This is a genomic window from Rhizobium sp. SYY.PMSO, assembly GCF_046840415.1.
Lineage (GTDB): Bacteria > Pseudomonadota > Alphaproteobacteria > Rhizobiales > Rhizobiaceae > Rhizobium.
This window is the reverse complement of sequence record NZ_CP177349.1, coordinates 2561326-2584915: the sequence shown is the minus strand read 5'-3', so window position 1 is coordinate 2584915 and position 23590 is coordinate 2561326. Positions and strand designations below refer to the sequence as shown.

Genomic DNA, 23590 nt, shown 5'->3' with positions numbered 1-23590 from the left:
CGTCTCAAATTCCTGCCGGCCGCCTGAGGTCGAGCGTCAGCGGAAATTCCGCCGATGCAGTCTCCGGTCTCAGGACATAGCCACCTGCTGTATGCCCCCAAGGTTCGAATCGCGCAAGACGTCGCGCTTCCGCCTCGTTGCCGTTGACCGGAAAGGTGTCATAGTTGCGGCCGCCGGGATGGGCGACATGGTAGATGCAGCCGCCGATCGAACGCTGCGACCACGTATCGTAGACATCGAAGGTCAGCGGCGCATCGACGGGAAGGACGGGATGCAGGCCCGAGGCCGGATGCCATGCCTTGTAGCGCACGCCGGCGACCGAAACGCCCGACAGCCCCGTCGGCGTCAGCGGCACGGGACGGCCGTTGCAGGCAACCTTATAGCGCGCCGGATTGGCCGTTTCGAACCGCACCTGCAGCCGCTCCACCGACGAATCGACGTAGCGCACGGTGCCGCCGATCGCGCCTTCTTCGCCGAGCACATGCCACGGCTCCAGCGCCTGGCGCAGCTCCAGCTTGCCGCCCTCGTACTCCACCTCGCCGCAGAAGGGGAAGCGGAATTCGAGCTGCGCCTGGAACCATTCCGGCCGCAGGTCGAAGCCGTTCTCCCTGAGATCGGCAAGCACGCCGAGGAAATCCTGCCAGATATAATGCGGCAGCATGAAGCGATCGTGCAGCGTCGTGCCCCAGCGCACGAACCCGCCATCGATGGGATTGCGCCAGAAGCGGGCGATCAGCGCGCGCACCAGCAATTGCTGCGCCAGGCTCATGCGGGCATTCGGCGGCATTTCGAAGCCGCGGAATTCGACCAGGCCGAGGCGCCCTGTCGGACCATCCGGCGAAAACAGCTTGTCGATGCAGATTTCCGATCGGTGCGTGTTGCCGGTGACGTCGGTCAGGAGATTGCGGAAGAGGCGATCCACCAGCCATGGAAGCGGCTGCTGCCCCCGGCCGGGAACCGGCACCTGGGCAATGGCGATTTCCAGCTCGTAGAGGCTGTCATGACGGGCTTCGTCGATGCGTGGCGCCTGGCTGGTCGGGCCGATGAACAGGCCGGAGAAGAGGTAGGAGAGAGAAGGGTGGCGCTGCCAGTGCAGCACCAGGCTCTTCAGCAGATCGGGACGGCGCAGGAACGGGCTGTCGTTCGGGCTGGCCCCGCCGACGACGACGTGGTTGCCGCCGCCGGTGCCGGTGTGGCGGCCGTCGATCAGGAACTTGTCGGTGCCGAGCCGCGTCTGCCGCGCCTCTTCGTAAACGGCCGTCGTGATGTCGACGCAGTCCTGCCAGCTCGATGCGGGATGGATGTTGACCTCGATCACGCCGGGATCCGGCGCGACGCGGATGACATTGATGCGTTCGTCCTGCGGCGGCGAATAGCCCTCGATATGCACCGGTAGCCCGAGTTCGGCTGCAGCATTCTCCGCTGCCGCCAGCAGTTCGAGATAGTGTTCGATCTGCTCGACCGGCGGCATGAAGACGCAAAGCCGGCCGTCACGCGGCTCGACCGAGATTGCCGTGCGCACGGCGCCGCCGATTTCACCCAGCGTCTGCTCGACGCGCGCTTGCGCGCTTTCGCCCGCCTGGAACGAGGCTTCCGGCATGGCGCGGCCGGCCGGCACGATGACATCTGGCAGGGGCGTGCGCGGAATGGTGGGGTCGGCGGTGTGGATATAGGGATACTGTGACGGCGGCACATAGGGCAGGGTGCCGAGCGGCAGGCGGTAGCCGACCGGCGAATCGCCCGGCACGAGGAAAATCCTGCCTCGGCGCGTGCGCCACTTCTCGCTGACCCAGCGCGAGCGGCCGGCACGGGCGTTCCATGCCTGGATGGGCAATATGTAGCCGGTCGGCGTCGTCAGGCCGCGCTCGAAAACGCGGGCGATGCGGCTGCGCTCCTCCGGGTCCTTGAGTTTGGAATTGGACGGGTCGACGTTTTCGGGGAGGCTGCCTTCCTTGACGATCCATTCGGCCGGATCCTCGTAGGCCGGCTGCACCATGTCGGGCTCGATCGCCAATTCCCTGGCGATCGCGGTCAGAAGCCTTTCCGCATCCTCGGCATTCGCGCCGGTCTTTGCCGTTTCTTCGGCGATCAGAGCGGGGTTTTGCCAGACGGGCTGTCCGTCCTTGCGCCAATAAAGCGAAAAGGTCCAGCGTGGCAGGCTTTCGCCCGGATACCATTTTCCCTGGCCATAATGCAGGAACCCACCGGGCGCGAAGCGATCGCGCAGGCGGCGGATCAACTGATCGGCCATGTCGCGCTTGGTCGGACCGACGGCGGCCGTGTTCCATTCCTCCGATTGAAAATCGTCGATCGAGACGAAGGTCGGCTCGCCGCCCATCGTCAGGCGCACGTCTTCGGCTTGCAGGACGCGATCGACCTCTTCGCCGAGCGCGTTGAGGGCATCCCAGCTTTCGTCGGAAAAAGGCTTGGTGATGCGCGGGTGCTCCGCGACGCGGGTGACTGTCATCGCGAAGTCGAATTCGGTCCTGGCTTCGCCGAAATAGCCGCCGGAAATCGGGGCTGCATTGCGATAATGCGGCGTGGCGGCAAGCGGAATGTGGCTTTCACCGGTGAGCAGTCCCGAGGTGGGGTCGAGGCCGACCCAGCCGGCGCCGGGAAGATAGACCTCGGCCCAGGCATGCAGATCGGTGAAATCGACTTCGGTGCCGGAAGGACCGTCGAGTGCCTTCAGGTCCGGCGTAAGCTGGATGAGATAACCGGACACGAAGCGGGCGGCGAGGCCGAGATGACGGAGAATCTGGACCAGCAGCCAGCTCGTGTCGCGGCAGGAGCCTCTGGCTCTTTCCAGAGTTTCCTCCGGGGTCTGGACGCCGGCTTCCATGCGGATGACGTAGCCGATCTCCTGCTGCAGCCGCGCATTGATGCCGACGATCATGTCGACGGTCGGCTGTTCGGAGCGGTCGAGCGTTTCGAGGAAGGCTTTCAGCCGGGGGCCGGTTTCTTCCGGCATCGTGTAGATCGACAAATCCTTTCGGATCGCCTCGGGATATGCGAAAGGCCATTGGGTGGCCTCCTCCTCGACGAAGAAATCGAAGGGGTTGTAGACCGTCATGTCGGCAACGAGATCGACCTCGATCTTCAGCTCACTCACCGGATCGGGAAAGACGAACCGGGCGAGATAGTTGCCGTAGGGATCCTGTTGCAGGTTCACGAAGTGATTTGGCGGCGTCACCTTCAGCGCGTGGCTGAGCACGCGGGTCTTGGAATGCGAGGCGGGTTTGAGGCGGATGATCTGGGGGCCGAGGCGGACCGGGTTGTCGTACCTGTAATGGGTGAGATGATAGATGCTCGCCTTGATCGCCATATGTCTCTTCGCCTTGCCCGCATCGTTGTGCGGTGATTGCTGTTCCCACGGGCAGTGTGTGCAATGCAGCGAAAGAAAGCAAGGCGTCTCTCTTTGCTTCGTCATCTCCTGCCATGTATTGCCGAAACAAAAACGGCGGGTTGTGCCCGCCGTTCTGAAAACTCTATTGCATTACTTCCGCTCAGCTTCTGCCGAACTCGTCGACGAGACGGATGATATCGTCCTCGCCGAGGTAGGACCCCGTCTGCACTTCGATCAGTTCCAGCAGGATCTTGCCCGGATTGGAGAGGCGGTGCACCTCGCCGAGCGGGATGTAGACCGACTCGTTCTCGCGCAGCATCTGCACGTTCTCGCCAACCGTCACCTCGGCCGTGCCCTTGACGACGATCCAGTGTTCGGAGCGATGATGATGTTTCTGCAGCGACAGCTTCTTGCCGGGCAGCACGAAGATGCGCTTGACCTGGAAGCGTTCGCCGTTCAGCACCGATGTATAGCCGCCCCAGGGGCGGTAAGATGTCGGATGCGTTTCGGTGAGCTTGGCCGTCGCCTTCTGGCTCGCCAGCAGCTTGACCAGCTTGCCGACTTCCTGGCTTTCCTTCAAGGGGCCGACGTAGACGGCATCCTCGCTGGCGATGACGGCGACGTCCTCAAGCCCCTGAACGGCGACGTGGAGGCTATGGCTCATCACGAGGGAGTTCTTCGTGTTGACCAGCGTCGCCGAGCCGGCGGAGACGTTGCCGCTTTCGTCGCGCTTGCCGACTTTCCAGACCGCATCCCAGCTGCCGAGGTCGGACCAGGTGAAGGGGGAGGGAACGACGGCGGCATTCGCCGTCTTCTCCATCAGGGCGTAGTCGATGGAAATGTCCGGGCTCTTGGAAAAGGCATCGGCATCGAGGCGGGTGAAATCGAGATCGCGCGTCGATTTGGAGACCGCCTTGCCGGCCGCCTTTTCGACATCCGGCGCAAATTCCTTCATCTCGGAGAGAAGCTGGCTTGCCGAGAACATGAACATGCCGGAATTCCAGTAGAAATGGCCGCTGGCCACCATCTCCTGGGCCTTTTCCAGGGCAGGCTTCTCGACGAAGCGCTTGACGGCGTGAGCGCCGGTCGGCAACGCCTTGCCGCTTTCGATATAGCCGTAGCCGGTTGCGGGCTCCGTCGGCTTGATGCCGAAGGTGACGAGCTTGCCCTGGAGCGCCGTGTCGCGTGCCAGGCGCACGCAATCGTAATAGGTCGCGCTGGCGTCGATTTCGTAGTCGGAGCCGAGGACGTGCATGATCGCGTCATTGCCGAAGAGCTCAGTGACGAGCACGGCGGCGGCGGCGACGGCGGCGGCGGTGTTACGGGCGATCGGCTCCAGCAGCACGGCGGCAAGCTTCAGGTCGAGCTCGCGAGCCTGCTCTGCGACGAGGAAGCGGAATTCCTCGTTGGTCAGCACGATCGGTGCTTCGTAGAGTTCCGGATCGGCCACACGCTCCAGCGTGTTCTGAAACAATGTCCTGTCACCGATGAACTGAATGAACTGCTTCGGGGCAGAAGCACGCGACAGCGGCCACAGCCGCGTACCCTTGCCCCCTGCCATGATCACCGGAACGATCTTTGCTGCCATACTCTGCCTCTCCTAGACACTTTAATCGAGAGCCGACACCCGAACGCGCAGCCGTTGCGCTTTCCGTCATGCTCCTTCGACAACGTCAATCGCCATTGCGATATTTTTACGCAAAACGCCAGCGCTAATATGCCGGCAACGTAAACATTCGGCGATCTTAACCCGCAAACTCCAATGAAAAGCCGCTCAAGGTGCTATCCTGAATGAAAAGGCGGAAGCCGTCGAGATGCGACCTTTGCCGTAGGTGCATCATTGCCAGCTCGTAAACAGCAGGCTTCAGCGCTCTTCCTGTCTACGCCTCTGCCCTGTCCTGTTCTTCGTTCACTGATGCAGGAGCGAGGCCGTTGCGCCTGTTGTAACGGATCGACGACCATAGGGAGATGCCGATCAGGGCCGCGCCGCCGAGGCCGGTAATGACTTCCGGAATGTGCGTCAGCGTCTGCACGTACATGATCATCGACAGGATCAATATGGCGTAGAAGGCGCCGTGTTCGAGGTAGCGGTAATGGGCGAGCGTGCCCTTCTCCACCAGCATGATCGTCATGGAGCGGACGTACATGGCGCCGATGCCGAGGCCTATGGCGATGATGAAGAGATTTTGAGTAAGGGCGAAAGCGCCGATAACGCCGTCGAAAGAGAAGCTGGCATCGAGGATTTCGAGATAGAGAAAGGCGCCGAAACCACCCTTTGCCGCAGCGCTCATCGTCTTTTGAGACGCGTCCAGAAACCCGGCCAGAACTTCGACCAGCAGGAAGGTCAGCAGACCGTAGATGGAAGCGTGCAGGAAGGTCGTCGAATCATCGCCGTCGAGCAGGGAGCTGAAGACGAGGACCAGGATCAGCACGAAGGCGATTTCCACACCCTTGATCGTGGCGAAATGCGCCATCCGCCTCTCGAGGAACCCGATCCAGTGCACATCCTTCTCGTGATTGAAGAAATAGGTCAGTCCGACCATCATCAGGAAGGTGCCACCGAAAGCGGCGATCGGCAGATGGGCGGCATGCATGATCTGCGCATATTGCTCCGGCCGCGCGGCGGCAAGCTTCAGCGCTTCCCAGGGGTTGATCCAGGCGGCGATGGCGACGATCATCAGCGGGAAGACGATGCGCATCCCGAAGACGGCGATGATGATGCCCCATGTCAGGAAGCGGTGCTGCCAGACCGGGGTCATTTCCTTGAGCTTGTTGGCGTTGACGATGGCGTTGTCGAAAGAGAGTGAAATCTCCAGCACGGCCAGGACCGCACAGATGAAAAAGGCCGTGGCGAGGCCGCCGACGGTGCCGGTCGCGTTCCAGCCCAGAAACGCACCGAGAGCAAGGCCGCCGACGGTGACGGCGAAAGCCCAGCCGAAATAGCCGAGCATGGATTTGGAGGCGGCGTGCGGCGTCATGGGCGCACCTCGCCGCAAAGCAATTGACGCTGTTCGTGGCGAGCGCGCCGGCACATGCCGAAGACGGCATGCGGGCGAGGCATGGTCAAGCTGTTCATGAGAAAGAATCCGCCGGCTCATCTGCAGGCGGTACCGACATCGCGAGAGCGCCGTGAAAACTCTCGCCAGAGGGGCCCGGCACCATAGTTCGCTCCATCGCCGATGTCAGATGAGGCGGGGAGGTAGATCATAGTTAGTGAAGTCGCGGCGCAGGTCAAGGGTTGAAATGGCGGCCGCAACGGCCGCCTGAGATAATTGAAAATTCCGGGAACCAAATAGAAAAGGCCGCGTTTGACCATAAGGCCCGTTTGTGCCGCCTGCCAGGCGCATCCCCAGCGGGGATTTATCGTCTCGACAACAACGACAGACAGGAGCAGCTCCCATGAGCCCGAATCCCATTGACCGAAAGATACGAGAGCAGAAGCCGGAACTGACGGAACGGCAGAAGAAGGCGCGGCCGAATACGCTGCGTCAAGCGCAGGTGCTGCCGCCGCACCAGGTCGACCTGACGCTGCATCCCGCGACGCACGAGGACGTTCACGTCCCGGCTCACGTCAACGGCGCGGACCTGTCGCGCGAAGCGCCGGCCGACGCCAACCATGGCCATAAGCGAAAGAGCGGCCCGCGGCACTGAGCCGGCCGGGCGTCATTCGGCAAGCACGATCACTTGTGCCGAGGCGTCTTGCCGTCGGACGTGAAGCTGCCGTTGAAGCTCATTTCCGTCGATTTTGCGGAGCATTCGACGGCGACCGGCTTGCCCGCATAAGGGTTGGCGAACGTGCAGGTGCCTTTTGCTTCCACCTGCCCCGACATCTTGTTGCCGGCACCCGTCGAGATAACGTCGATCGGCAACTGCGCGGTTCCCTTCTGGCTGCCCGGCTTGATGCCCTTGCCGTTGCCCTGGAAGCCGAGCATCTTGCCGCCGGAGGTGAAGATGAAAGTCACCGTGCCGTCTGGGGTCGTCACGCTGGCGATCTCGGCCTTGCACCCCTTGGTGGCATCGAGCTTGCCGACCACGAGCCTGGAACATTTTCCAGTGACGACGGTGACGCCTTTCGACGGAAAATTTTCCACCGCGCCGGCCGACGTGGCGGCCAGGACAGTCAATCCAAAAGCAATGCCTGCGAATCGCATAAGAAGGGCTCCTTTCAAGCCCACGCAGATTCGCCGATCAAAATGTGGCAGTCAACCCGAACCGTAGCAAGCCTGAGGCGCATCGCGATCTTTTGAGGTTCGCTTGCCGCGCCTCGGGCTGTTGTCGTGCGTTGTCGCGGGGGTCGCCGCGCGCTGGCGTGCGGGATGCTTCAGTGCTGCGCGGTTTCCGGGACGAGAGAGCCGATCAGTTGCAACAGGGCGTTCTGGCGGTCGCCGCCGCCGGCCAGGAACTCGTAGAGCGTCATGGTTTTCTCGCTGCCGCCGTCGACGACATAATCCGCCTGGCGAATCACGAACACCTCGCCGCTTTCGGTGTCTCGGGCGAGGTGGAACATGTACTCGTCGCCATTAGGCTTATGGTTCCTGTAGAACTGCCGCTTCATCACCGTCATCTCGTCCTCCCGTATGATCGATGCGCTGATGTGACAGTAGGATGACGGCGTGGCCGGAAGTCAAGCGGCTTGTCGCGGGAACTTGTGTCGCAGGCGTCGCGTGGCTCGCAACCGACCCGAACATCAGCATGTGATTGGCTATCGTCCAAAAGGTGATTATTCTCGACCTGCGCTCGAATTTTCGAGACGCGGCAAGTTGGAGATCGAAGCACATGAGAATGATGTTAGCGCTAGGCGCGATTTTGAGCCTGGCATGCGTCTCCGCCGGCGAGGCGCCTTCGAATTATCAGACCTATCACGGCATTCGTGCCGACAGCGATCCGGTGGTGCTGGCGAAATACGACAGGGCTCTCAATTATTGCGAGCCCGAGGCCTATTCCTGGCACCGGGGATCGCCGGACCCTAACAGCACGCTCTACGGGCTGGCGCTGAGGGCTTGCCTCTACCGCCACGGCTTTGTCGATCGCGGCGCTTACGCCTATCCGACGACGGCGGTCTTCCGGAATTTTCTGGATCGCTGATCGCTCGAAATTCGCCTTGGTTCCCGGGAAGTTTTTAGCCCCAATCAGTCCAAGGCCAATTTGAAAGCGTGACACTAAAAAGGCCTTTCGATTTCTCGAAAGGCCTTGCTTTTCAGCGAATTAGGATGGTGGGCGTGACAGGGATTGAACCTGTGACCCCTACGATGTCAACGTAGTGCTCTCCCGCTGAGCTACACGCCCATCCGATGGCGGCGCATAGATCACAAAACCTTGGTTGCCGTCAATAGGCTTTTTTTCGGTTTTGTGACGTGGCCGCCGAAAGCCTTACGCGGCAAGGAGTTTGTTGACCTCGTCAACGAGTTCGCGCAGGTGGAAAGGCTTGGAAAGGACCTTCGCATCCTTCGGCGCCTTCGAATCAGGGTTGAGTGCAACGGCGGCAAAGCCGGTGATGAACATCACCTTGAGGTCCGGATCGAGCTCGGTGGCGCGGCGCGCCAGTTCGATGCCGTCCATCTCCGGCATGACGATGTCCGTCAAAAGCAGCGAGAACGGCTCTTCGCGCAGCCGGTCGTAAGCGCTTGCTCCATTGTCAAAGGACAAGACCTTGTAGCCGGCTTTTTCGAGCGCCTTCACAAGAAAGCGACGCATGTCGTTGTCATCTTCGGCAAGAAGTATCTTCTGGGTCATCATCTTTTCGCTAATCAACTTTGTCTTGGTGGACTCGTCCAGCGTTTAGGTTAGCGCCACGCCGTAAACAAGCCGTGAATGGTCAGCCAAAACACGCCATTCCAGCATTTGTTCGAAGCATGGGTACATTCCACGAAAACGCCTTGCGCTTCCGCCGGCCGGGCATCCGGAGATTTCGAATACGGCGCTTTGGATTAAGGCCAATTCGGTCAAGTTACTATGGACTTGCGGTCATGCAACTGGCAACATGATTACTGCGACAAGTTGTTGACATGGTAAAGACGTTGATGTCCGCGGAAATGCGCAGTTTCGAGATTTTCGAGGTATTGGAGCCCGTCTCCCAGACGATACCGTTTGTCTACAGCTCGCCGCACAGCGGTCGCATCTATCCCCCCGATTTCATCGCGCAGTCCCGCCTGCAGGGCATCGCCATCCGCCGCTCGGAAGATCACTACGTCGATGAGCTTTTTTCGGCGGCGAGCTCGCTTGGCGCCCCATTGCTGCTTGCCAATTTTCCGCGCGCCTACATCGACGTCAATCGCGAGCCGTATGAGCTCGATCCGCGGATGTTCGACGGCGCGTTGCCGTCCTACGCGAATATCAATTCGCTGCGCGTGGCCGGCGGGCTCGGCACCATCCCGCGAATCGTCGCCGAGAACATGGAGATCTACGCGCGCCGCGTGCCGGTTGAGGATGCGTTGAAGCGCATCGAGACGATCTACAAACCCTATCACGCCACGCTGCGGCGGCTGATCGCGCGCACCCATGTCAAGTTCGGCTTTGGCGTGCTGGTCGATTGTCATTCCATGCCGGGCAATATCCGCATCGCCGGCAGCAACATGCGGCCGGATTTCATCCTCGGCGATCGCTACGGCACCAGTGCCTCGGCCGAGCTTTCGCGCGCCGCCATGCAGATCCTCGAGGAACTGGGTTTCAACGCCGTGCGCAACAAGCCCTATGCCGGCGGCTTCATCACCGAGCACTACGGTCGTCCCTCCCGCGGGCTGCACGCGCTCCAGATTGAGGTCAACCGCTCGCTTTATGTCGACGAGACGACGCTTGAGAAACGCCCGGATTTCGATGAGGTCGCGGCTGCTATCACGCTTTTCATGAAGCGCATGGCCGAGCATGTGGAATCCTACACCGGCGATCCGGCGCTGGCGGCAGAGTAGAGATATCTCGTCCCGGCGGGCGGGAAAGCAAAATCAGCATCCAGCTTTAGTTAAGTGCTGATTTTGCAGAAGAGGGGTGGGTGGCGACGGGCCGAATCTCCCCACAAGAAGAACAGGAAATTTGACCTCCGCTCTTGCAATTTCAATGGCTTGGAAATTTCGCCAGGCTTATTGCGCATATAGGTCCCTGGCCGCGCAATTCCTGAACCAGTGAAATTTGTTTTCTCGCCCATCAGGGGCGAGATATTGCTCCGCATTCGTCGTGGCGTTCGAATGAGCAATACCGACCTAAAAAGAACCGCGCTCGTGGCGCGGTTAAGTCTAGGGAGGAAACACCCAAGGAGGGTATTCACAGTCAAAAGACTGTAGCCGGATACTGCTACCGCACTGCACAAATGTCAAGCATTTTATTGCATTGCAAAATATTTAGGCAGATTCGTGAATTCTGCCTGATTGGCAAGCAATTTGCCTGCCGCGTCGGCACCCGGTTTGCTTCGCTGTTCATATGCGCTATGACTTCGCTCATCCCGCCACTCACTCGGATTGACCATGCTTCCCGATCGTTCGTTCTTCTATCGTCTGGCCGAGGCGGCCAAGGCCGAAACCCTGCCGCGCTTCCGTGCCGGCGTCGACGTGGTCAACAAGGAAGCCAGAGGCTTCGATCCGGTGACGGAAGGGGATCGCGCCGCCGAGGAGGCGATTCGCGCGCTGATCGAAGCCGAATTTCCCGATCACGGCATTCTGGGCGAGGAGCATGGCAATATCGGACTCGATCGCGAGCATGTCTGGGTGATCGACCCGATCGACGGCACGCGCGCCTTCATCTCGGGCGTGCCGGTATGGGGAACGCTGATCGGCCTGCAGAAGAACGGCCGCGCCATCATGGGATTGATCGACCAGCCCTTCACCGGCGAACGCTATTTCGCCGATGGCAACGGCGCGACCTATTCCGGCCCCGACGGCGAACGGCGGCTGCAGGTCCGCGATTGCGGCAGCCTGTCGAATGCCATTCTCTTCACCACGTCGCCGCATCTCTTCGTCGGCGAGGAGCTTGCCCGGTATCGCGAGATCGAGAGCCAGGTCCGGCTCTTCCGCTATGGCACGGACTGCTATGCCTATGCGCTGCTTGCGGCCGGCCATGTCGATCTCGTCATCGAGAATTCGCTGAAGCCCTATGATGTCGGCGGCATCATTCCGGTCATCGAGCAGGCCGGCGGGATCATGACCACCTGGGATGGCGGCCGTCCGGAAATGGGCGGAACGATCATCGCAGCAGGCAGCCGCGCCGTCTACGAGCAGGCTCGGGCCATTCTCTGCCGCTAGATCGGTTCCGCCTTTCACGGAATCGCGAAAACCGACAGACTAAGCGGCTGGGTCTCAGGCTTCCGCCTCTACCTCGTAGGCATTGGTTTCGGTGTCGCTGCCGGGGATGAAGGCGTGGATGGCGGCAAGGGCCTGATTGCGGTAGATATCCCGCTCCTGAAGGATTTCGTGCTTGGCGCCGTGGATCGGCACGAGCTGCGCGGCGCGGAAATAGCGGGACAGCCGCTCCTGATCGGCATAAGGCACAACGCCGTCCCGTGTCGGTGCGATCAGAACGGTCGGGATTGGAATGGAAAACAGGTGTTCCGGCCGGTTGACGCGCTCGATCGCGCGCAGGGCCTGAGACAGCCAGCGGGCCGTCGGCGGTCCCAGGCATAGCTGCGGATAAGTGGTGCCGATGCCGATGTTGCGCCGATAGCGTTGCTCGTCCGTCGTCAACGGATTGTCGGCAAAGGATCTCTCCCTGAATTTCTTGCTGAACTGCATCCGGCCAAGGCCGATGCCGCTGACGGTGCCGGAGACGAAGCGGATAAGGCCCGGCGAGGCCCCATGACCCGTGAGGCCGATGAAAGGTGCCGACAGCACCATGCGGTCGATGCGGGTTGCAAGCCCGGGCGCCGCCGATATGGCGATCAGGGCGCCCGTCGAATGAGCGAGGAGAAAGAAGGGCAGGCGCGTATCCGGCAGGACGATCTTGTCGAGGAAAGCGGTCAGGTCGCGCTCATAATCGGAAAATCGGCTTATATGGCCGCGCAGCGGGTCCTTCAGCAACCGTTCCGATCCGCCCTGGCCGCGAAGATCGAAGGTCGCGACCCAAAGGCCCCTGGCTGTCAGATCGCGAATGGTCTCGAAATATTTTTCGATGAACTCGTTGCGGCCCTGCAGCAGAACCACCGTTCCCCTGGCAACCGGCTGCTCGCAGCGGAAAATGGCATAGCGTAGCTTGCGCCCGTCGAAGCTCTCGAAGAATCCTTCGGTGCGGTTGTCCGGCACCGGATTGTCTGCTGTGGAATAGAGGACCGAATCCATGACGGTGTCGCGCCTCGCTGACCAATGGCTCGTTTCAAGGGGATAGCGCAGCTCTGTGGAATTGCAACAGGTTTGTGGCTTTTCTCGGCACGACGCGCACAGGCGCGAAGCCGATCAACCTGTCTTAATTTGCCTATTGCCGCCCTACATCGAGCGGGAAGCCCTTGAAGGGTTTGATTTCCTTCAGCACGAAGGTCGTCTGCATCTCCTTTATTCGCGGCAGGCGGCGCACCACCGCCATGGCGAAATCCGCATAACTGTCGAGATCGGCGGCGACCACCTGCAGAAGGAAATCGGCGTCGCCGGCGATGCTGTAGCAGGCCACGACCTCGCTCAGCTTCAGAACATCGCGCGAGAATTCCTCGGCTTCCGCTTCGCTGTGGCTATCGATCTTGACCCTGATGAAGGCAAGGACGCCGAGGCCGATCCGGCGCCTGTCCAGGGCGGCCGCATAGCCTTGGATGACGCCCGTTTCCTCCAGCTGCCGCACGCGCCGCCAGCAGGGCGATGTCGATAGCCCGACTTCGGATGAAAGCGCCTGATTCGTCAGGCGTCCGTCCTTCTGGAGCGCGCCCATAATTCTGAGATCGATGGGCTCAAGGGTATCCGGCATATCCAACCTCTCTGATGCAAGATTATGGTAGAACCTACCATAATTGCGGAAATTACAGCAATGATAGGCAGGATCATCCGCGATATCGGAGATATGCTGCGGGGAAGCACCGTCAAACCGCAGCAGGTACTCATGCTTCCAGATTTCCGTCTTGCCATCATCGTCAATCCGAACCTGCCGCTTGGGCTGATCGCAAACACTGCGGCTGCCATCGCCATCGGGTTGGGTGCCGGGTTTCCTGCGCTGGCGGCACGGCAATTGACCGACAGGGAGGAGCGCACTATCGACATCAGTTCGAATCTCCCCGTTCCGGTGCTGCAGGCGAATGCCGAAGCCATGGCGGCGCTCTTGCTGAAGGCATTGCCGCGGCAGGCCGACCGCGCCATCGTACCCTTTCCCGCCTTTGCCCGGTCGCTGCACGATTACAGGGAATACGAGGCGACGTTTCCAAGCCGCGATCTCGCCGGAGAGACGATCGACGGCCTGGGCATAGCCGGGCCTTCGAAGTGGGTGAAATCGCTGACCGGATCGCTGAAGCTGCTGCGCTGAAGCAAACGGCTCTTCCTTGGAATTGTTCTTAACGAGGGGGAGAAAAAAGGCCGGCTTGCGGAGATAGAGATATCCGCTTCGCCGGCCGAGCAAGGACTGAAGAAGAAGGGACGATACACTTCAGTCATCGGACGATGGTGTTCCGATGCTCTATTGATAGATCCGCCAGCCTGAACGGGTGCCGAACCGCGCGTTCATCTGCGGTTCACGCAATGCATTCCCGCGGAATGCGAGCGACCGCATGGGGTCTTGAACTCCAGAAAAGTGATCCCCATCTGAATTCTGCGGGTGCCAAACGGGCTCGCAGAACCCGTCCCGAGGCCGCCAGGAGTGGGGCCATGGGGCAAAGCTTGAAATCGCAATTGTCGCTCACAGGAGGACTCCATGCGTCACGTAGACTTCTCTCCCCTTTACCGTTCCACCGTCGGTTTCGACCGTCTGTTCACCATGCTCGACAGCCTTGCCCAGCCGGATCAGGCGCAGACCTATCCGCCCTACAACATCGAGCGCACCGGTGAAAACACCTATCGCATCACCATGGCCGTTGCCGGTTTCGATGAAAAGGAACTGAGCATCGAGGCGCACGCCCATGTCCTTCAGGTCAAGGGCGAAAAGAGCGAGGAGCCGGCTGAAACCAGCGAGTATCTCTATCGCGGTATCGCCAAGCGCGCCTTTGAGCGTCGTTTCCAGCTCGCCGACCATGTCGAGGTCCAGGCTGCTTCGCTGAAGAATGGTTTGCTGCACATCGATCTGCTGCGCAACATTCCCGAAGCCATGAAGCCCCGCCGGATTTCTATCGCGGCCGAGCCGGTGGAAACTCCGAAGGCCATCGAGGCCCACGTTAACTAAGAGATGCGGTCGATGGCGATCCCTATCGCCATCGACCCCGATCCTCCCAAGATCCAAACAGAAGCGGCGCCCATCCGGGCGCCGTTTTCGTTTTGACGGATCGTGCAGTCGTCAGGCAGCGTTGGTCGCTTCGCCCGATTTGGCCGCAGCCTTCGCCGCCTCGCGGCGCTTGGCCGCATCGGCGTATTTCTGCGCGAGGACGGCGCAGGTCATCAGCTGGATCTGATGGAACAGCATGAGGGGCAGCACGATCGCGCCGATGCTTTGACCGGCGAAGATGACATTTGCCATCGGCACGCCGCTCGCGAGCGATTTCTTCGAGCCGCAGAAGGTGATGGTGATTTCGTCGGCCTTGGCAAAGCCGAGCGCACGGCTGCCGAACATGGTGATGCAGATCACCGTTGCGAGAAGCACCATATTGGCGATGATGACGGTGGCGATATCGAGCGCCGAGAAGGTATGCCACAGCCCTTCGACCACGGCCTCGCTGAAGGCCGAATAGACGACCATGAGGATCGAGCCGCGATCGACCGGCATGAGGATTTTCTTCTTCGAACGAATCCAGTCGCCGATCCATGGCTGCAGCAACTGACCGGCGATGAAGGGGGCGAGCAGCTGCAGCATGATCTGCCACAGGACGTCCCAGGAAAAGCCGCCCTGGCCGCCCACGGAAAACAGGATGCCGACGAGCAGCGGGGTCAGAAACATGCCGAAGATATTCGAGGCGGAGGCGGCGCAGATCGCAGCCGGCACGTTGCCGCCGGCGATGGAGGTGAAGGCGATGGAGGACTGCACGGTCGAGGGCAGCACGCTCAGAAAAAGCATGCCGGTATAGAGCGATACGGGCAGGATGCTGTTCGGGACGATATGGCCCATGGCCAGCACCAGCAGCGGGAAGATGCCGAAGGTCGTCAGCAAAATGACGAGATGCAGCCGCCAGTGCAGCATGCCGGCGATGACCACATCGCGCGACAGGCGTGCGCCGTGCAGGAAGAACAGCAGCCCGATGGCAAAATTGGTGGCAATGCCGAAATATCTGGCGCTTGCTCCCTGCACGGGAAAGAAGGAGGCCGTTACAACGGTGAGCACCAGCAGCATGGTGAAGGTGTCTGGAAGAAAGCGGCGCATCGTGCCTACCCCAATCGCAGTTATAAATTACAGGATTAATCCTTGCAGATAGACCTATCGTGATCCACGATGCAAGAAATAACAGTTATCGCAATACAGGATAAGCCATGCTGGATCTTACGCAGTTGCGCAGCTTCGTCGCCGTCGAGCAGATGGGCAGCTTCACGCTGGCGGCGGAGCGTCTCGGCCTTGGGCAGTCGACGGTCAGCCAGCACATACAACGGCTGGAAACCGAACTCGGGCGCAGGCTGCTGGCGCGCGACACGCATCGCGTGGTCCTGACCGGCGATGGTGAGGCGTTGCTCGGCCATGCGCGCCAGATGCTGTCGATCGAAGGGGAGGTGCGACAGCTCTTTGCCGGCAACAGCCTGCGCGGCAGCCTTCGACTCGGCGTTTCCGAAGATTTCGTCACCAGCCAGCTTCCCGACGTTCTGGAGGAGTTCGTCCGCTCTCATCCGTCCGTCGATCTCGAACTGACGGTGGCGCTCAGCGGCACGCTTTATGAAATGCAGGACAATGGCGATCTCGATCTGGTGCTGGCGAAGCGTCGGCTCGGCGATATCAGGGGCAAGCTTGTCTACCGCGAGCCGCTGGTCTGGCTGGCGCGCGATCCGGACCGTCTCCGCAAGCTGGCGGTGCCTTTGCCGTTGATTGCCTTTCCGACGCCAAGCGTCACGCGCGCGGTTGCGCTGGAAGCACTGCGCCGGCAGCAGATGCCGTGGCGGATCGTCTGCACCTGCGGCAGCCTCAGTGGCCTGACGGCGGCGGCGCGCGCCGGCATGGGCGTTCTCGTCCAGCCCAGGAGCATGGCGCCCGCCGGATTGACGGAAATAGCGCCGGGTTGGCTGCCCGCGCTCGAGGATGTGGAATTCGTGCTCGTGCCGCGCAAGGGCGCGGACCAACTCCTGGTAAATGCGCTTTCGGAGGATATTCTGGCAAAGGTCAGGGGGCCGAGACCGACCTGACAACGGAATTGCGTGTCAGGCATCGCGAAAAGCCGTTTTCAATCATGCCGACAGGAACGATCTCCTGCCGGCATTTCTTTGCCGGCTGCGTTTTCTTCTCTTGCGCGTCCCGCACCGCCATTGCACGCGGTTCAGGTTCAAGTCAGCTTTTGCCGCTATCCTTAAGTGGCGACATGGGAGCTGAGAGGATAAGCGTCCCGATGACCTATGGTGCCATCTTCATTTCCGGACTTGTCGCCTGTGTCGTGGCGATGACGGTGATCGTTCACCGTGTGCCGGCATTCGCTCACGGCGATCTGTCGACCTCGGCAATGTTCGCCCACCGTCAGAACTGATATCTTATGGCCATTGCGAGCGCCGTCCGGCCTGGAGCCGGTTCCGGCGCTCTTTTGCGTTCGGTCAGGCGAGACACGCGAGGAAGTTCGCGACATCGGCTTCGGTCGTGGCGAAGCTGGTGACGAGGCGGATCAGCGTTTCATCGTTGCCGACCAGATCGGGCTGCGATTCCGGGATCGGCCATTCGTAGAACTTCGCGCCCTTGTCTTCCGCCGCCTTGGCGGAGGATTTCGGTATGATCGCGAAAATCTCGTTTGAGACCGTCGGCCAGGCGAGGCGGGTGCCCGGAGCCTTCTCGATGCCGGCGCGCAGACGATCGGCCATGCCATTGGAATGACGGGCGAGATCGAGCCAGAGGCCATCCTGGAAATAGCCGTCGAACTGGGCGGCGATGAAGCGCGACTTGGAGAAGAGCTGGGCGGCGCGCTTGCGGATGAAATGCATCTCCTTCGCCTGATCCGGATTGAAGAAGACGATCGCCTCGGCACACCAGCAGCCGTTCTTGGTGCCGCCGAAGGAGAGGATGTCGACGCCGCGCTTCCAGGTCATCTCGGCCGGGCTGGCGCCGAGCGTGACCAGGGCGTTGGCGAAGCGCGCGCCATCCATATGCAGCGGCAGGCCGTTCGCGCCGGCGACGGAGGCGATCGCATCGATCTCGTCGAGCGAATAGACCGTGCCGATTTCCGTCGCCTGGGTGATCGTCACGGCGGCAGCGCGGCCATGATGGACCGCATCCTGCGGGAAGCGGGCGATCTTGGCGGCAAGCGCTTGAGGATCGATCTTGCCGGCCGATCCCTTGACCGTTGCCAGGCGTGCAGAGCTGAAGAAGTCCGGCGAGCCGCATTCGTCTTCGGCGACATGCGCCTCGCTATGACAAAATGTAATGCCGCCCGGCTTCTGGACGCTGGCGAGTGAGAGAGAATTGGCAGCGGAGCCGGTTGCCACGAAGAAGACTGCAACGTCATGTTCGAAGACCTCGCTGAATCTGGCTTCGACCTTCTGGTCGAGCTCGCTCGTACCGTAGGCGGAGGCGAAGCCGCCGGACTCGGCAAGCAGACGTTCGGCGATCTTGGAATGGGCGCCAGCCCAGTTGTCGGAAGCAAAAAACATAGAATGACACCAATTATAGGGAATGAACTGCGGATGACTTAAATAGGGTCGGCGGGACATTACCCCAATGCGAAAACCTATCAAGCGCATGAACTTGAAGAATGCATCACGGAATTTGATGTACGCAATCAACAAATAAAATGATGCGCTGCGGTGAAACTTTATTGCTCGATTAATGCAACAAAGGCAATCTTCCGTCTTTCGTTGACGAATTTTTGCCGTTTTGCTCTTGCGAAGACGTGAGCTTTCTGGCATAGAGCTGATGAATTAGGACAGGGTTGCTGTCCTATTTTGGCCGCCGAGGCCGAAGATGCGCCAGGGGGTCCTGACGATGTCGGGATTTCGAGCTATAGTTATCGCGAGCATGTCCTTTCAAGCCTTTCGGGCGGGGGACGATGCGGCGGTGGAATAGCAAGGCGCGGAACGCTGACGACGGGCTCCATTCACGGGGCCACGGTTCGCGGCCGGATCTTCACAATGCAACAGCGCTGTCGCGTGTCGGCCCCGGAAACGGACCGCGCGGGACGAAGGAGCGCCCGCGACGCGGGCCTTACCGGAGGGAAGACCATGACGAACAGGACGACGTTCACGAGTTTTGACCAGGCCGCTGCCGCCAATGCAGCCGCGCCGGCCAAAACGTCGAAACGCGCCAATCGTTCGACGTTGGGCGGCCTCCCGCCGAAACAGGGCCTTTACGATCCGCGCAACGAACGCGATGCCTGCGGCGTCGGCTTTGTCGCGCATATGAAGGGTCATAAGTCGCACCAGATCGTGCGTGACGGCCTGTTCATTCTCGAAAACCTGACGCATCGCGGCGCCGTCGGCGCGGATCCGCTGATGGGCGACGGCGCGGGCATTCTCGTGCAGATCCCGGACCGTTTCTTCCGCGAAGAAATGGCCAAGCAGGGCGTCATCCTGCCGAAGGCGGGCGAATACGGCGTCGGTCACTGCTTCCTGCCGCGCGACGAGGCGCTGATCGAGCACTTCAAGACCGCCATCAAGCAGGTCGTTGCCGAAGAAGGCCAGGTGCTGCTCGGCTTCCGTGACGTGCCGGTCGACAACTCCTCGCTGTCGAAGGCGCCCGATATCGCCGCCACCGAGCCGCATCATGTGCAGGTCTTCATCGGCGCCGGCCGCGATGCCGGCACGAACGAAGAGTTCGAGCGCCGTCTCTTTACCCTGCGCAAGGTGATCTCCAACCGCATCTATGCGGAATACGAAGGCGAAGAGAGCAATTTCTACCCTGTGTCGCTGTCGAGCTCGACCATCGTCTACAAGGGCATGTTCCTCGCCTATCAGGTCGGCGCCTATTACAAGGACCTTTCCGATCCGCGTTTCGAGACGGCGGTGGCGCTGGTGCACCAGCGTTTCTCCACCAACACCTTCCCGTCGTGGAAGCTGGCGCACCCCTATCGCATGGTCGCCCATAACGGCGAAATCAACACGCTGCGCGGCAACGTCAACTGGATGGCCGCGCGTCAGGCATCGGTGTCCTCGCCGCTGTTCGGCGAGGATATCTCCAAGCTCTGGCCGATCTCCTACGAAGGGCAGTCCGATACGGCCTGTTTCGACAACGCGCTCGAATTCCTCGTGCGCGGCGGCTATTCCATGGCGCATGCGGTGATGATGCTCATCCCCGAAGCCTGGGCCGGCAACCAACTGATGGCAGCCGAACGCAAGGCGTTCTACGAGTATCATGCCGCATTGATGGAGCCGTGGGACGGCCCGGCCGCGGTCGCCTTTACCGACGGCAAGCAGATCGGCGCGACACTCGACCGCAACGGCCTGCGTCCGGCGCGCTATCTCGTCACCAGCGACGACCGCATCATCATGGCGTCCGAGGCCGGCGTTCTGCCGGTCGAGGAAGAGAAGATCGTCCAGAAGTGGCGCCTCCAGCCGGGCAAGATGCTGCTGATCGATATGGAAAAGGGCCGCATCATCTCCGACGACGAGGTGAAGTCCGAGCTTGCCGGCAAGCATCCCTACCGCAGCTGGCTGAACCGCACGCAGCTGATCCTCGAAGACCTGAAGCCGGTGGAGCCTCGCGCGCTGCGGCGCGACGTGTCGCTGCTCGACCGCCAGCAGGCGTTCGGCTACACGACCGAAGACACCAAGCTCCTGATGTCGCCGATGGCGACGACGGGGCAGGAAGCCGTCGGCTCCATGGGGACCGATACGCCGATCTCGGCCATGTCCGACAAGCCGAAGCTGCTCTACACCTACTTCAAGCAGAACTTCGCGCAGGTGACGAACCCGCCGATCGATCCGATCCGCGAAGAGCTGGTCATGAGCCTCGTCTCCTTCATCGGCCCGCGTCCGAACCTGCTCGACCATACCGGCATGGCCAACGCCAAGCGGCTGGAAGTGCGCCAGCCGATCCTGACCAACGGCGATCTCGAAAAGATCCGCTCGATCGGTCACACGGAAGACCGCTTCGACACCAAGACGCTCGACTTCACCTATGATGTCGAGCGCGGCGCCGAAGGCATGCCCGAAATGCTCGATCGTCTCTGCGAGCGGGCGGAGGCAGCCGTTCGCGGCGGCTACAACATCATCGTTCTCTCCGACCGTCAGATCGGACCGGATCGCATCGCCATCCCGGCGCTGCTGGCGACGGCTGCCGTGCACCATCACCTGATCCGCAAGGGCCTGCGCACCTCGGTCGGTCTCGTCGTCGAAACCGGCGAGCCGCGCGAAGTGCATCATTTCTGCCTGCTGGCCGGCTACGGTGCCGAAGCGATCAACCCCTATCTCGCCTTCGACACGCTGCTCGACATGCATCAGCGCGGCGAATTCCCGAAGGAAGTGGATGCGACCGAAGTCGTCTACCGCTACATCAAGGCGGTCGGCAAAGGCATCCTCAAGGTCATGTCGAAGATGGGCATCTCGACCTATCAGTCCTATTGCGGCGCGCAGATCTTCGACGCGATCGGCCTGCAGCAGGAACTGGTCGACAAGTATTTCTTCGGCACCGCGACGATGATCGAGGGCATCGGCCTCGATACGATCGCCGAGGAAACCGTCGCCCGCCACAAGTCTGCGTTTGGCCGCGATCCGTTGCTGGCGAGCACGCTCGACATCGGCGGCGAATACGCCTACCGCATGCGCGGCGAAAGCCATGCCTGGACGCCGGATGCCGTGGCTGCCCTGCAGCATGCCGTGCGCGGCAATGCCGAGGACCGCTATCGCGAGTTTTCCGAAATGGTCAACGAGTCGGCGCTCCGGATGAACACCATCCGCGGTCTCTTCACCATCAAGGGTGCGGAAACGCTCGGCCGCAAGCCGATCCCGGTCGAGGACGTCGAACCGGCTGCCGATATCGTCAAGCGTTTCTCGACGGGCGCCATGTCCTTCGGCTCCATCAGCCGCGAGGCGCATACGACGCTGGCAATCGCCATGAACCGGATCGGCGGCAAGTCGAACACCGGCGAGGGCGGCGAGGAAGCCGATCGCTACATGCCGCTCTTCGACGGCTCGCCGAACCCGGAACGCTCCGCCATCAAGCAGATCGCCTCCGGCCGCTTCGGCGTGACGACCGAATATCTGGTCAATGCCGACGTGCTGCAGATCAAGGTGGCGCAGGGCGCCAAGCCCGGCGAAGGCGGCCAGCTGCCCGGCCACAAGGTCGACGCGACGGTCGCCAAGACCCGGCATTCGACGCCGGGCGTCGGCCTGATCTCGCCGCCGCCGCACCATGACATCTACTCGATCGAGGATCTGGCACAGCTGATCTTCGACCTGAAGAACGTCAACCCGACCTCGGATGTTTCGGTCAAGCTCGTCTCGGAAGTCGGCGTGGGCACGGTTGCTGCCGGCGTCGCCAAGGCGCGCGCCGACCACATCACCGTCTCGGGCTATGATGGCGGCACCGGCGCTTCGCCGCTGACCTCGCTGAAGCATGCGGGCAGCCCGTGGGAAATCGGCCTTGCCGAAACCCAGCAGACGCTGGTGCTGAACGGGCTGCGTTCGCGCGTCGCCCTGCAGGTGGACGGCGGCCTGAAGACCGGCCGCGACGTCATCATCGGCGCGCTGCTCGGTGCCGATGAATTCGGCTTCGCCACCGCGCCGCTGATCGCGGCGGGCTGCATCATGATGCGCAAGTGCCATCTCAACACCTGTCCGGTCGGCGTCGCCACGCAGGACCCGGTGCTGCGCAAGCGCTTCAAGGGTGCGCCGGAGCATGTCATCAACTACTTCTTCTTCGTGGCCGAAGAGGTGCGCGAGATCCTCGCTTCGCTGGGCGTTTCCAAGCTGGACGAGATCATCGGCGCTTCCGAGCTTCTGGAAAAGGACGAGATGCTTGCCCACTGGAAGGCCAGGGGGCTCGACTTCAGCCGTATCTTCCACAAGGTCGATGCTCCGAAGGAGGAGACCTACTGGACGACCGTGCAGAAGCACCCGATCGACGACATTCTCGACCGCAAGCTGATCGAGAAGGCCGAGCCGGCGCTCTCTTCCAAGACGCCCGTCGCCTTCGAGGTCGACATCAAGAACGTCGACCGTTCGGCCGGCGCCATGCTGTCGGGCGCGGTTGCCAAGCGCTACGGCCATCGTGGTCTGAAGGACGACACGATCAACATCACCCTCAGGGGCACCGCCGGTCAGTCCTTCGGCGCCTTCCTGGCACGCGGCGTAACGTTCAACCTTGTCGGCGATGGCAACGACTATGTCGGCAAGGGTCTGTCGGGCGGTCGCATCATCATCCGTCCGCCGGAAAATTCGAAGATCGTCGCTGAAAACTCGATCATCGTCGGCAACACCGTGCTTTACGGCGCAACCGAGGGCGAATGCTATTTCCGCGGCGTCGCGGGCGAACGCTTCGCCGTCAGAAACTCCGGCGCCATCGCCATCGTCGAAGGCGTCGGCGACCATGGCTGCGAGTACATGACCGGCGGCGTCGTCGTCGTGCTCGGCGAAACCGGGCGCAACTTCGCGGCCGGCATGTCGGGCGGCGTGGCCTATGTGCTCGACGAGAAGGGCGATTTCGCCCGTCGCTGCAACATGGCCATGGTCGAGCTGGAGCCGGTTCCCGAAGAAGACGAACTGCTGGAGAAGCTGCATCATCACGGCGGCGACATCATGCACAAGGGGCGTGTCGACGTCTCGGATGACATGACGCGCCATGACGAAGAGCGTCTCTATCAGCTGATTTCGAACCATTTCCACTATACGGGCTCGACGCGAGCCAGGGAAATCCTCGATCACTGGGCCGACTATCGCCCGAAATTCCGTAAGGTCATGCCGGTCGAATACCGCCGCGCCCTTGAGGAAATGGAGCGCAGCCGGATGAGCGTGGCGGCGGAGTAATCCGCTCCCGCTCAAAAGCCAGTCGAGGATTTCGCCTCGCATTGCGGTCGCCGTCATGGCGATCGCGACTGTCGAACAGCGGAATCGGATTTGAATTAAAGTGCCGGGCAGGGAAACTTGGACGACCCTC

General features: G+C 61.4%; 19 protein-coding genes and 1 tRNA gene. 9 read left to right on the top strand and 11 right to left on the bottom strand.

Going from position 1 to position 23590, the window contains the following annotated elements; all coding sequences use genetic code 11:
- Positions 1 to 4: 4 nt before the first annotated feature.
- The 3 genes from ACJJVH_RS12645 to ACJJVH_RS12635 form a co-directional block, all read right to left on the bottom strand.
- Positions 5 to 3325 (bottom strand): DUF2126 domain-containing protein, encoded by a 3321-nt coding sequence (locus ACJJVH_RS12645; protein ID WP_412064079.1) that lies wholly within the window; start codon positions 3323 to 3325, stop codon positions 5 to 7.
- 181 nt (positions 3326 to 3506) lie between these two features.
- The gene (locus ACJJVH_RS12640; protein ID WP_112800634.1) at positions 3507 to 4934 is read right to left on the bottom strand and encodes a mannose-1-phosphate guanylyltransferase/mannose-6-phosphate isomerase; all 1428 of its coding nucleotides are present in this window, start codon (positions 4932 to 4934) and stop codon (positions 3507 to 3509) included.
- 292 nt (positions 4935 to 5226) lie between these two features.
- Complete coding sequence (locus tag ACJJVH_RS12635) at positions 5227 to 6324, bottom strand: DUF475 domain-containing protein (protein WP_412064078.1); 1098 nt, start codon at positions 6322 to 6324, stop codon at positions 5227 to 5229.
- A gap of 421 nt (positions 6325 to 6745) precedes the next feature.
- Here ACJJVH_RS12635 and ACJJVH_RS12630 point away from each other — a divergent pair, with 421 nt between their 5' ends.
- Complete coding sequence (locus ACJJVH_RS12630; RefSeq protein WP_412064077.1) at positions 6746 to 6997, top strand: hypothetical protein; 252 nt, start codon at positions 6746 to 6748, stop codon at positions 6995 to 6997.
- A 29-nt stretch (positions 6998 to 7026) separates the two neighbouring features.
- Here the strand turns inward: ACJJVH_RS12630 and ACJJVH_RS12625 are convergent, their stop codons facing one another.
- Both ACJJVH_RS12625 and ACJJVH_RS12620 read right to left on the bottom strand, forming a co-directional pair.
- Positions 7027 to 7497, bottom strand: a complete 471-nt coding sequence (locus ACJJVH_RS12625; protein ID WP_112800640.1) for a hypothetical protein — start codon at positions 7495 to 7497, stop codon at positions 7027 to 7029.
- Positions 7498 to 7667: 170 nt separating this feature from the next.
- On the bottom strand, positions 7668 to 7910 hold the full coding sequence (locus ACJJVH_RS12620; RefSeq protein WP_112800642.1) for a hypothetical protein: 243 nt from the start codon (positions 7908 to 7910) through the stop codon (positions 7668 to 7670).
- 212 nt (positions 7911 to 8122) lie between these two features.
- On the opposite strand from ACJJVH_RS12620, the gene ACJJVH_RS12615 reads away from it, so the two are divergent.
- The gene (locus tag ACJJVH_RS12615) at positions 8123 to 8431 is read left to right on the top strand and encodes a hypothetical protein (protein WP_112800644.1); all 309 of its coding nucleotides are present in this window, start codon (positions 8123 to 8125) and stop codon (positions 8429 to 8431) included.
- A gap of 126 nt (positions 8432 to 8557) precedes the next feature.
- Here ACJJVH_RS12615 and ACJJVH_RS12610 read toward each other — a convergent pair.
- Positions 8558 to 8632 (bottom strand) — tRNA-Val (locus ACJJVH_RS12610).
- 84 nt (positions 8633 to 8716) lie between these two features.
- Positions 8717 to 9079, bottom strand: a complete 363-nt coding sequence (gene cpdR1 / locus ACJJVH_RS12605; protein WP_004117561.1) for a response regulator CpdR1 — start codon at positions 9077 to 9079, stop codon at positions 8717 to 8719.
- 272 nt (positions 9080 to 9351) lie between these two features.
- Between cpdR1 and ACJJVH_RS12600 the strand changes: the two genes are divergently transcribed.
- Together ACJJVH_RS12600 and hisN are read left to right on the top strand one after the other, a co-directional pair.
- Entirely contained in the window at positions 9352 to 10251 is a 900-nt protein-coding gene (locus ACJJVH_RS12600) for an N-formylglutamate amidohydrolase (protein WP_412064076.1), read from the top strand.
- 549 nt (positions 10252 to 10800) lie between these two features.
- Positions 10801 to 11574: a histidinol-phosphatase gene (hisN, locus tag ACJJVH_RS12595; RefSeq protein ID WP_112800648.1), complete on the top strand. Its 774-nt coding sequence runs from the start codon at positions 10801 to 10803 to the stop codon at positions 11572 to 11574.
- A 54-nt stretch (positions 11575 to 11628) separates the two neighbouring features.
- Here the strand turns inward: hisN and ACJJVH_RS12590 are convergent, their stop codons facing one another.
- Together ACJJVH_RS12590 and ACJJVH_RS12585 are read right to left on the bottom strand one after the other, a co-directional pair.
- Complete coding sequence (locus ACJJVH_RS12590) at positions 11629 to 12603, bottom strand: alpha/beta hydrolase (RefSeq protein WP_113383670.1); 975 nt, start codon at positions 12601 to 12603, stop codon at positions 11629 to 11631.
- 133 nt (positions 12604 to 12736) lie between these two features.
- Positions 12737 to 13216 (bottom strand): Lrp/AsnC family transcriptional regulator, encoded by a 480-nt coding sequence (locus ACJJVH_RS12585; RefSeq protein ID WP_113356259.1) that lies wholly within the window; start codon positions 13214 to 13216, stop codon positions 12737 to 12739.
- A gap of 132 nt (positions 13217 to 13348) precedes the next feature.
- Between ACJJVH_RS12585 and ACJJVH_RS12580 the strand changes: the two genes are divergently transcribed.
- Together ACJJVH_RS12580 and ACJJVH_RS12575 are read left to right on the top strand one after the other, a co-directional pair.
- Positions 13349 to 13765, top strand: coding sequence for a DUF2000 family protein (locus tag ACJJVH_RS12580; RefSeq protein WP_412065165.1), 417 nt, complete (start codon positions 13349 to 13351; stop codon positions 13763 to 13765).
- Between the two features lie 384 nt (positions 13766 to 14149).
- A complete protein-coding gene (locus ACJJVH_RS12575; protein ID WP_112800656.1) occupies positions 14150 to 14614 on the top strand; it encodes an Hsp20 family protein in 465 nt (154 codons plus the stop codon).
- Between the two features lie 111 nt (positions 14615 to 14725).
- Here the strand turns inward: ACJJVH_RS12575 and ACJJVH_RS12570 are convergent, their stop codons facing one another.
- Positions 14726 to 15742, bottom strand: a complete 1017-nt coding sequence (locus tag ACJJVH_RS12570; RefSeq protein WP_112800658.1) for a bile acid:sodium symporter family protein — start codon at positions 15740 to 15742, stop codon at positions 14726 to 14728.
- Positions 15743 to 15849: 107 nt separating this feature from the next.
- Between ACJJVH_RS12570 and ACJJVH_RS12565 the strand changes: the two genes are divergently transcribed.
- Complete coding sequence (locus ACJJVH_RS12565; RefSeq protein WP_412064075.1) at positions 15850 to 16707, top strand: LysR family transcriptional regulator; 858 nt, start codon at positions 15850 to 15852, stop codon at positions 16705 to 16707.
- A gap of 200 nt (positions 16708 to 16907) precedes the next feature.
- A complete protein-coding gene (locus tag ACJJVH_RS12560) occupies positions 16908 to 17042 on the top strand; it encodes a hypothetical protein (RefSeq protein WP_412064074.1) in 135 nt (44 codons plus the stop codon).
- Positions 17043 to 17106: 64 nt separating this feature from the next.
- Here the strand turns inward: ACJJVH_RS12560 and ACJJVH_RS12555 are convergent, their stop codons facing one another.
- Positions 17107 to 18153 carry a threonine aldolase family protein gene (locus tag ACJJVH_RS12555; protein WP_112800662.1) on the bottom strand — a complete coding sequence of 349 codons (1047 nt, stop codon included), beginning with the start codon at positions 18151 to 18153 and terminating at the stop codon, positions 17107 to 17109.
- A gap of 567 nt (positions 18154 to 18720) precedes the next feature.
- On the opposite strand from ACJJVH_RS12555, the gene gltB reads away from it, so the two are divergent.
- Complete coding sequence (gene gltB / locus ACJJVH_RS12550; protein WP_412064073.1) at positions 18721 to 23460, top strand: glutamate synthase large subunit; 4740 nt, start codon at positions 18721 to 18723, stop codon at positions 23458 to 23460.
- Positions 23461 to 23590: the final 130 nt, after the last annotated feature.

Excerpts from the sequence above, each read along its gene's own strand:
- ACJJVH_RS12645 (WP_412064079.1), bottom strand. The coding sequence starts at position 3,325 with ATGGCGATCAAGGCGAGCATCTATCATCTCACCCATTACAGGTACGAC.
- ACJJVH_RS12640 (WP_112800634.1), bottom strand. The coding sequence starts at position 4,934 with ATGGCAGCAAAGATCGTTCCGGTGATCATGGCAGGGGGCAAGGGTACG.
- ACJJVH_RS12635 (WP_412064078.1), bottom strand. The coding sequence starts at position 6,324 with ATGACGCCGCACGCCGCCTCCAAATCCATGCTCGGCTATTTCGGCTGG.
- ACJJVH_RS12630 (WP_412064077.1), top strand. The coding sequence starts at position 6,746 with ATGAGCCCGAATCCCATTGACCGAAAGATACGAGAGCAGAAGCCGGAA.
- ACJJVH_RS12625 (WP_112800640.1), bottom strand. The coding sequence starts at position 7,497 with ATGCGATTCGCAGGCATTGCTTTTGGATTGACTGTCCTGGCCGCCACG.
- ACJJVH_RS12620 (WP_112800642.1), bottom strand. The coding sequence starts at position 7,910 with ATGACGGTGATGAAGCGGCAGTTCTACAGGAACCATAAGCCTAATGGC.
- ACJJVH_RS12615 (WP_112800644.1), top strand. The coding sequence starts at position 8,123 with ATGAGAATGATGTTAGCGCTAGGCGCGATTTTGAGCCTGGCATGCGTC.
- cpdR1 (WP_004117561.1), bottom strand. The coding sequence starts at position 9,079 with ATGACCCAGAAGATACTTCTTGCCGAAGATGACAACGACATGCGTCGC.
- ACJJVH_RS12600 (WP_412064076.1), top strand. The coding sequence starts at position 9,352 with ATGGTAAAGACGTTGATGTCCGCGGAAATGCGCAGTTTCGAGATTTTC.
- hisN (WP_112800648.1), top strand. The coding sequence starts at position 10,801 with ATGCTTCCCGATCGTTCGTTCTTCTATCGTCTGGCCGAGGCGGCCAAG.
- ACJJVH_RS12590 (WP_113383670.1), bottom strand. The coding sequence starts at position 12,603 with ATGGATTCGGTCCTCTATTCCACAGCAGACAATCCGGTGCCGGACAAC.
- ACJJVH_RS12585 (WP_113356259.1), bottom strand. The coding sequence starts at position 13,216 with ATGCCGGATACCCTTGAGCCCATCGATCTCAGAATTATGGGCGCGCTC.
- ACJJVH_RS12580 (WP_412065165.1), top strand. The coding sequence starts at position 13,349 with ATGCTTCCAGATTTCCGTCTTGCCATCATCGTCAATCCGAACCTGCCG.
- ACJJVH_RS12575 (WP_112800656.1), top strand. The coding sequence starts at position 14,150 with ATGCGTCACGTAGACTTCTCTCCCCTTTACCGTTCCACCGTCGGTTTC.
- ACJJVH_RS12570 (WP_112800658.1), bottom strand. The coding sequence starts at position 15,742 with ATGCGCCGCTTTCTTCCAGACACCTTCACCATGCTGCTGGTGCTCACC.
- ACJJVH_RS12565 (WP_412064075.1), top strand. The coding sequence starts at position 15,850 with ATGCTGGATCTTACGCAGTTGCGCAGCTTCGTCGCCGTCGAGCAGATG.
- ACJJVH_RS12560 (WP_412064074.1), top strand. The coding sequence starts at position 16,908 with ATGACCTATGGTGCCATCTTCATTTCCGGACTTGTCGCCTGTGTCGTG.
- ACJJVH_RS12555 (WP_112800662.1), bottom strand. The coding sequence starts at position 18,153 with ATGTTTTTTGCTTCCGACAACTGGGCTGGCGCCCATTCCAAGATCGCC.
- gltB (WP_412064073.1), top strand. The coding sequence starts at position 18,721 with ATGACGAACAGGACGACGTTCACGAGTTTTGACCAGGCCGCTGCCGCC.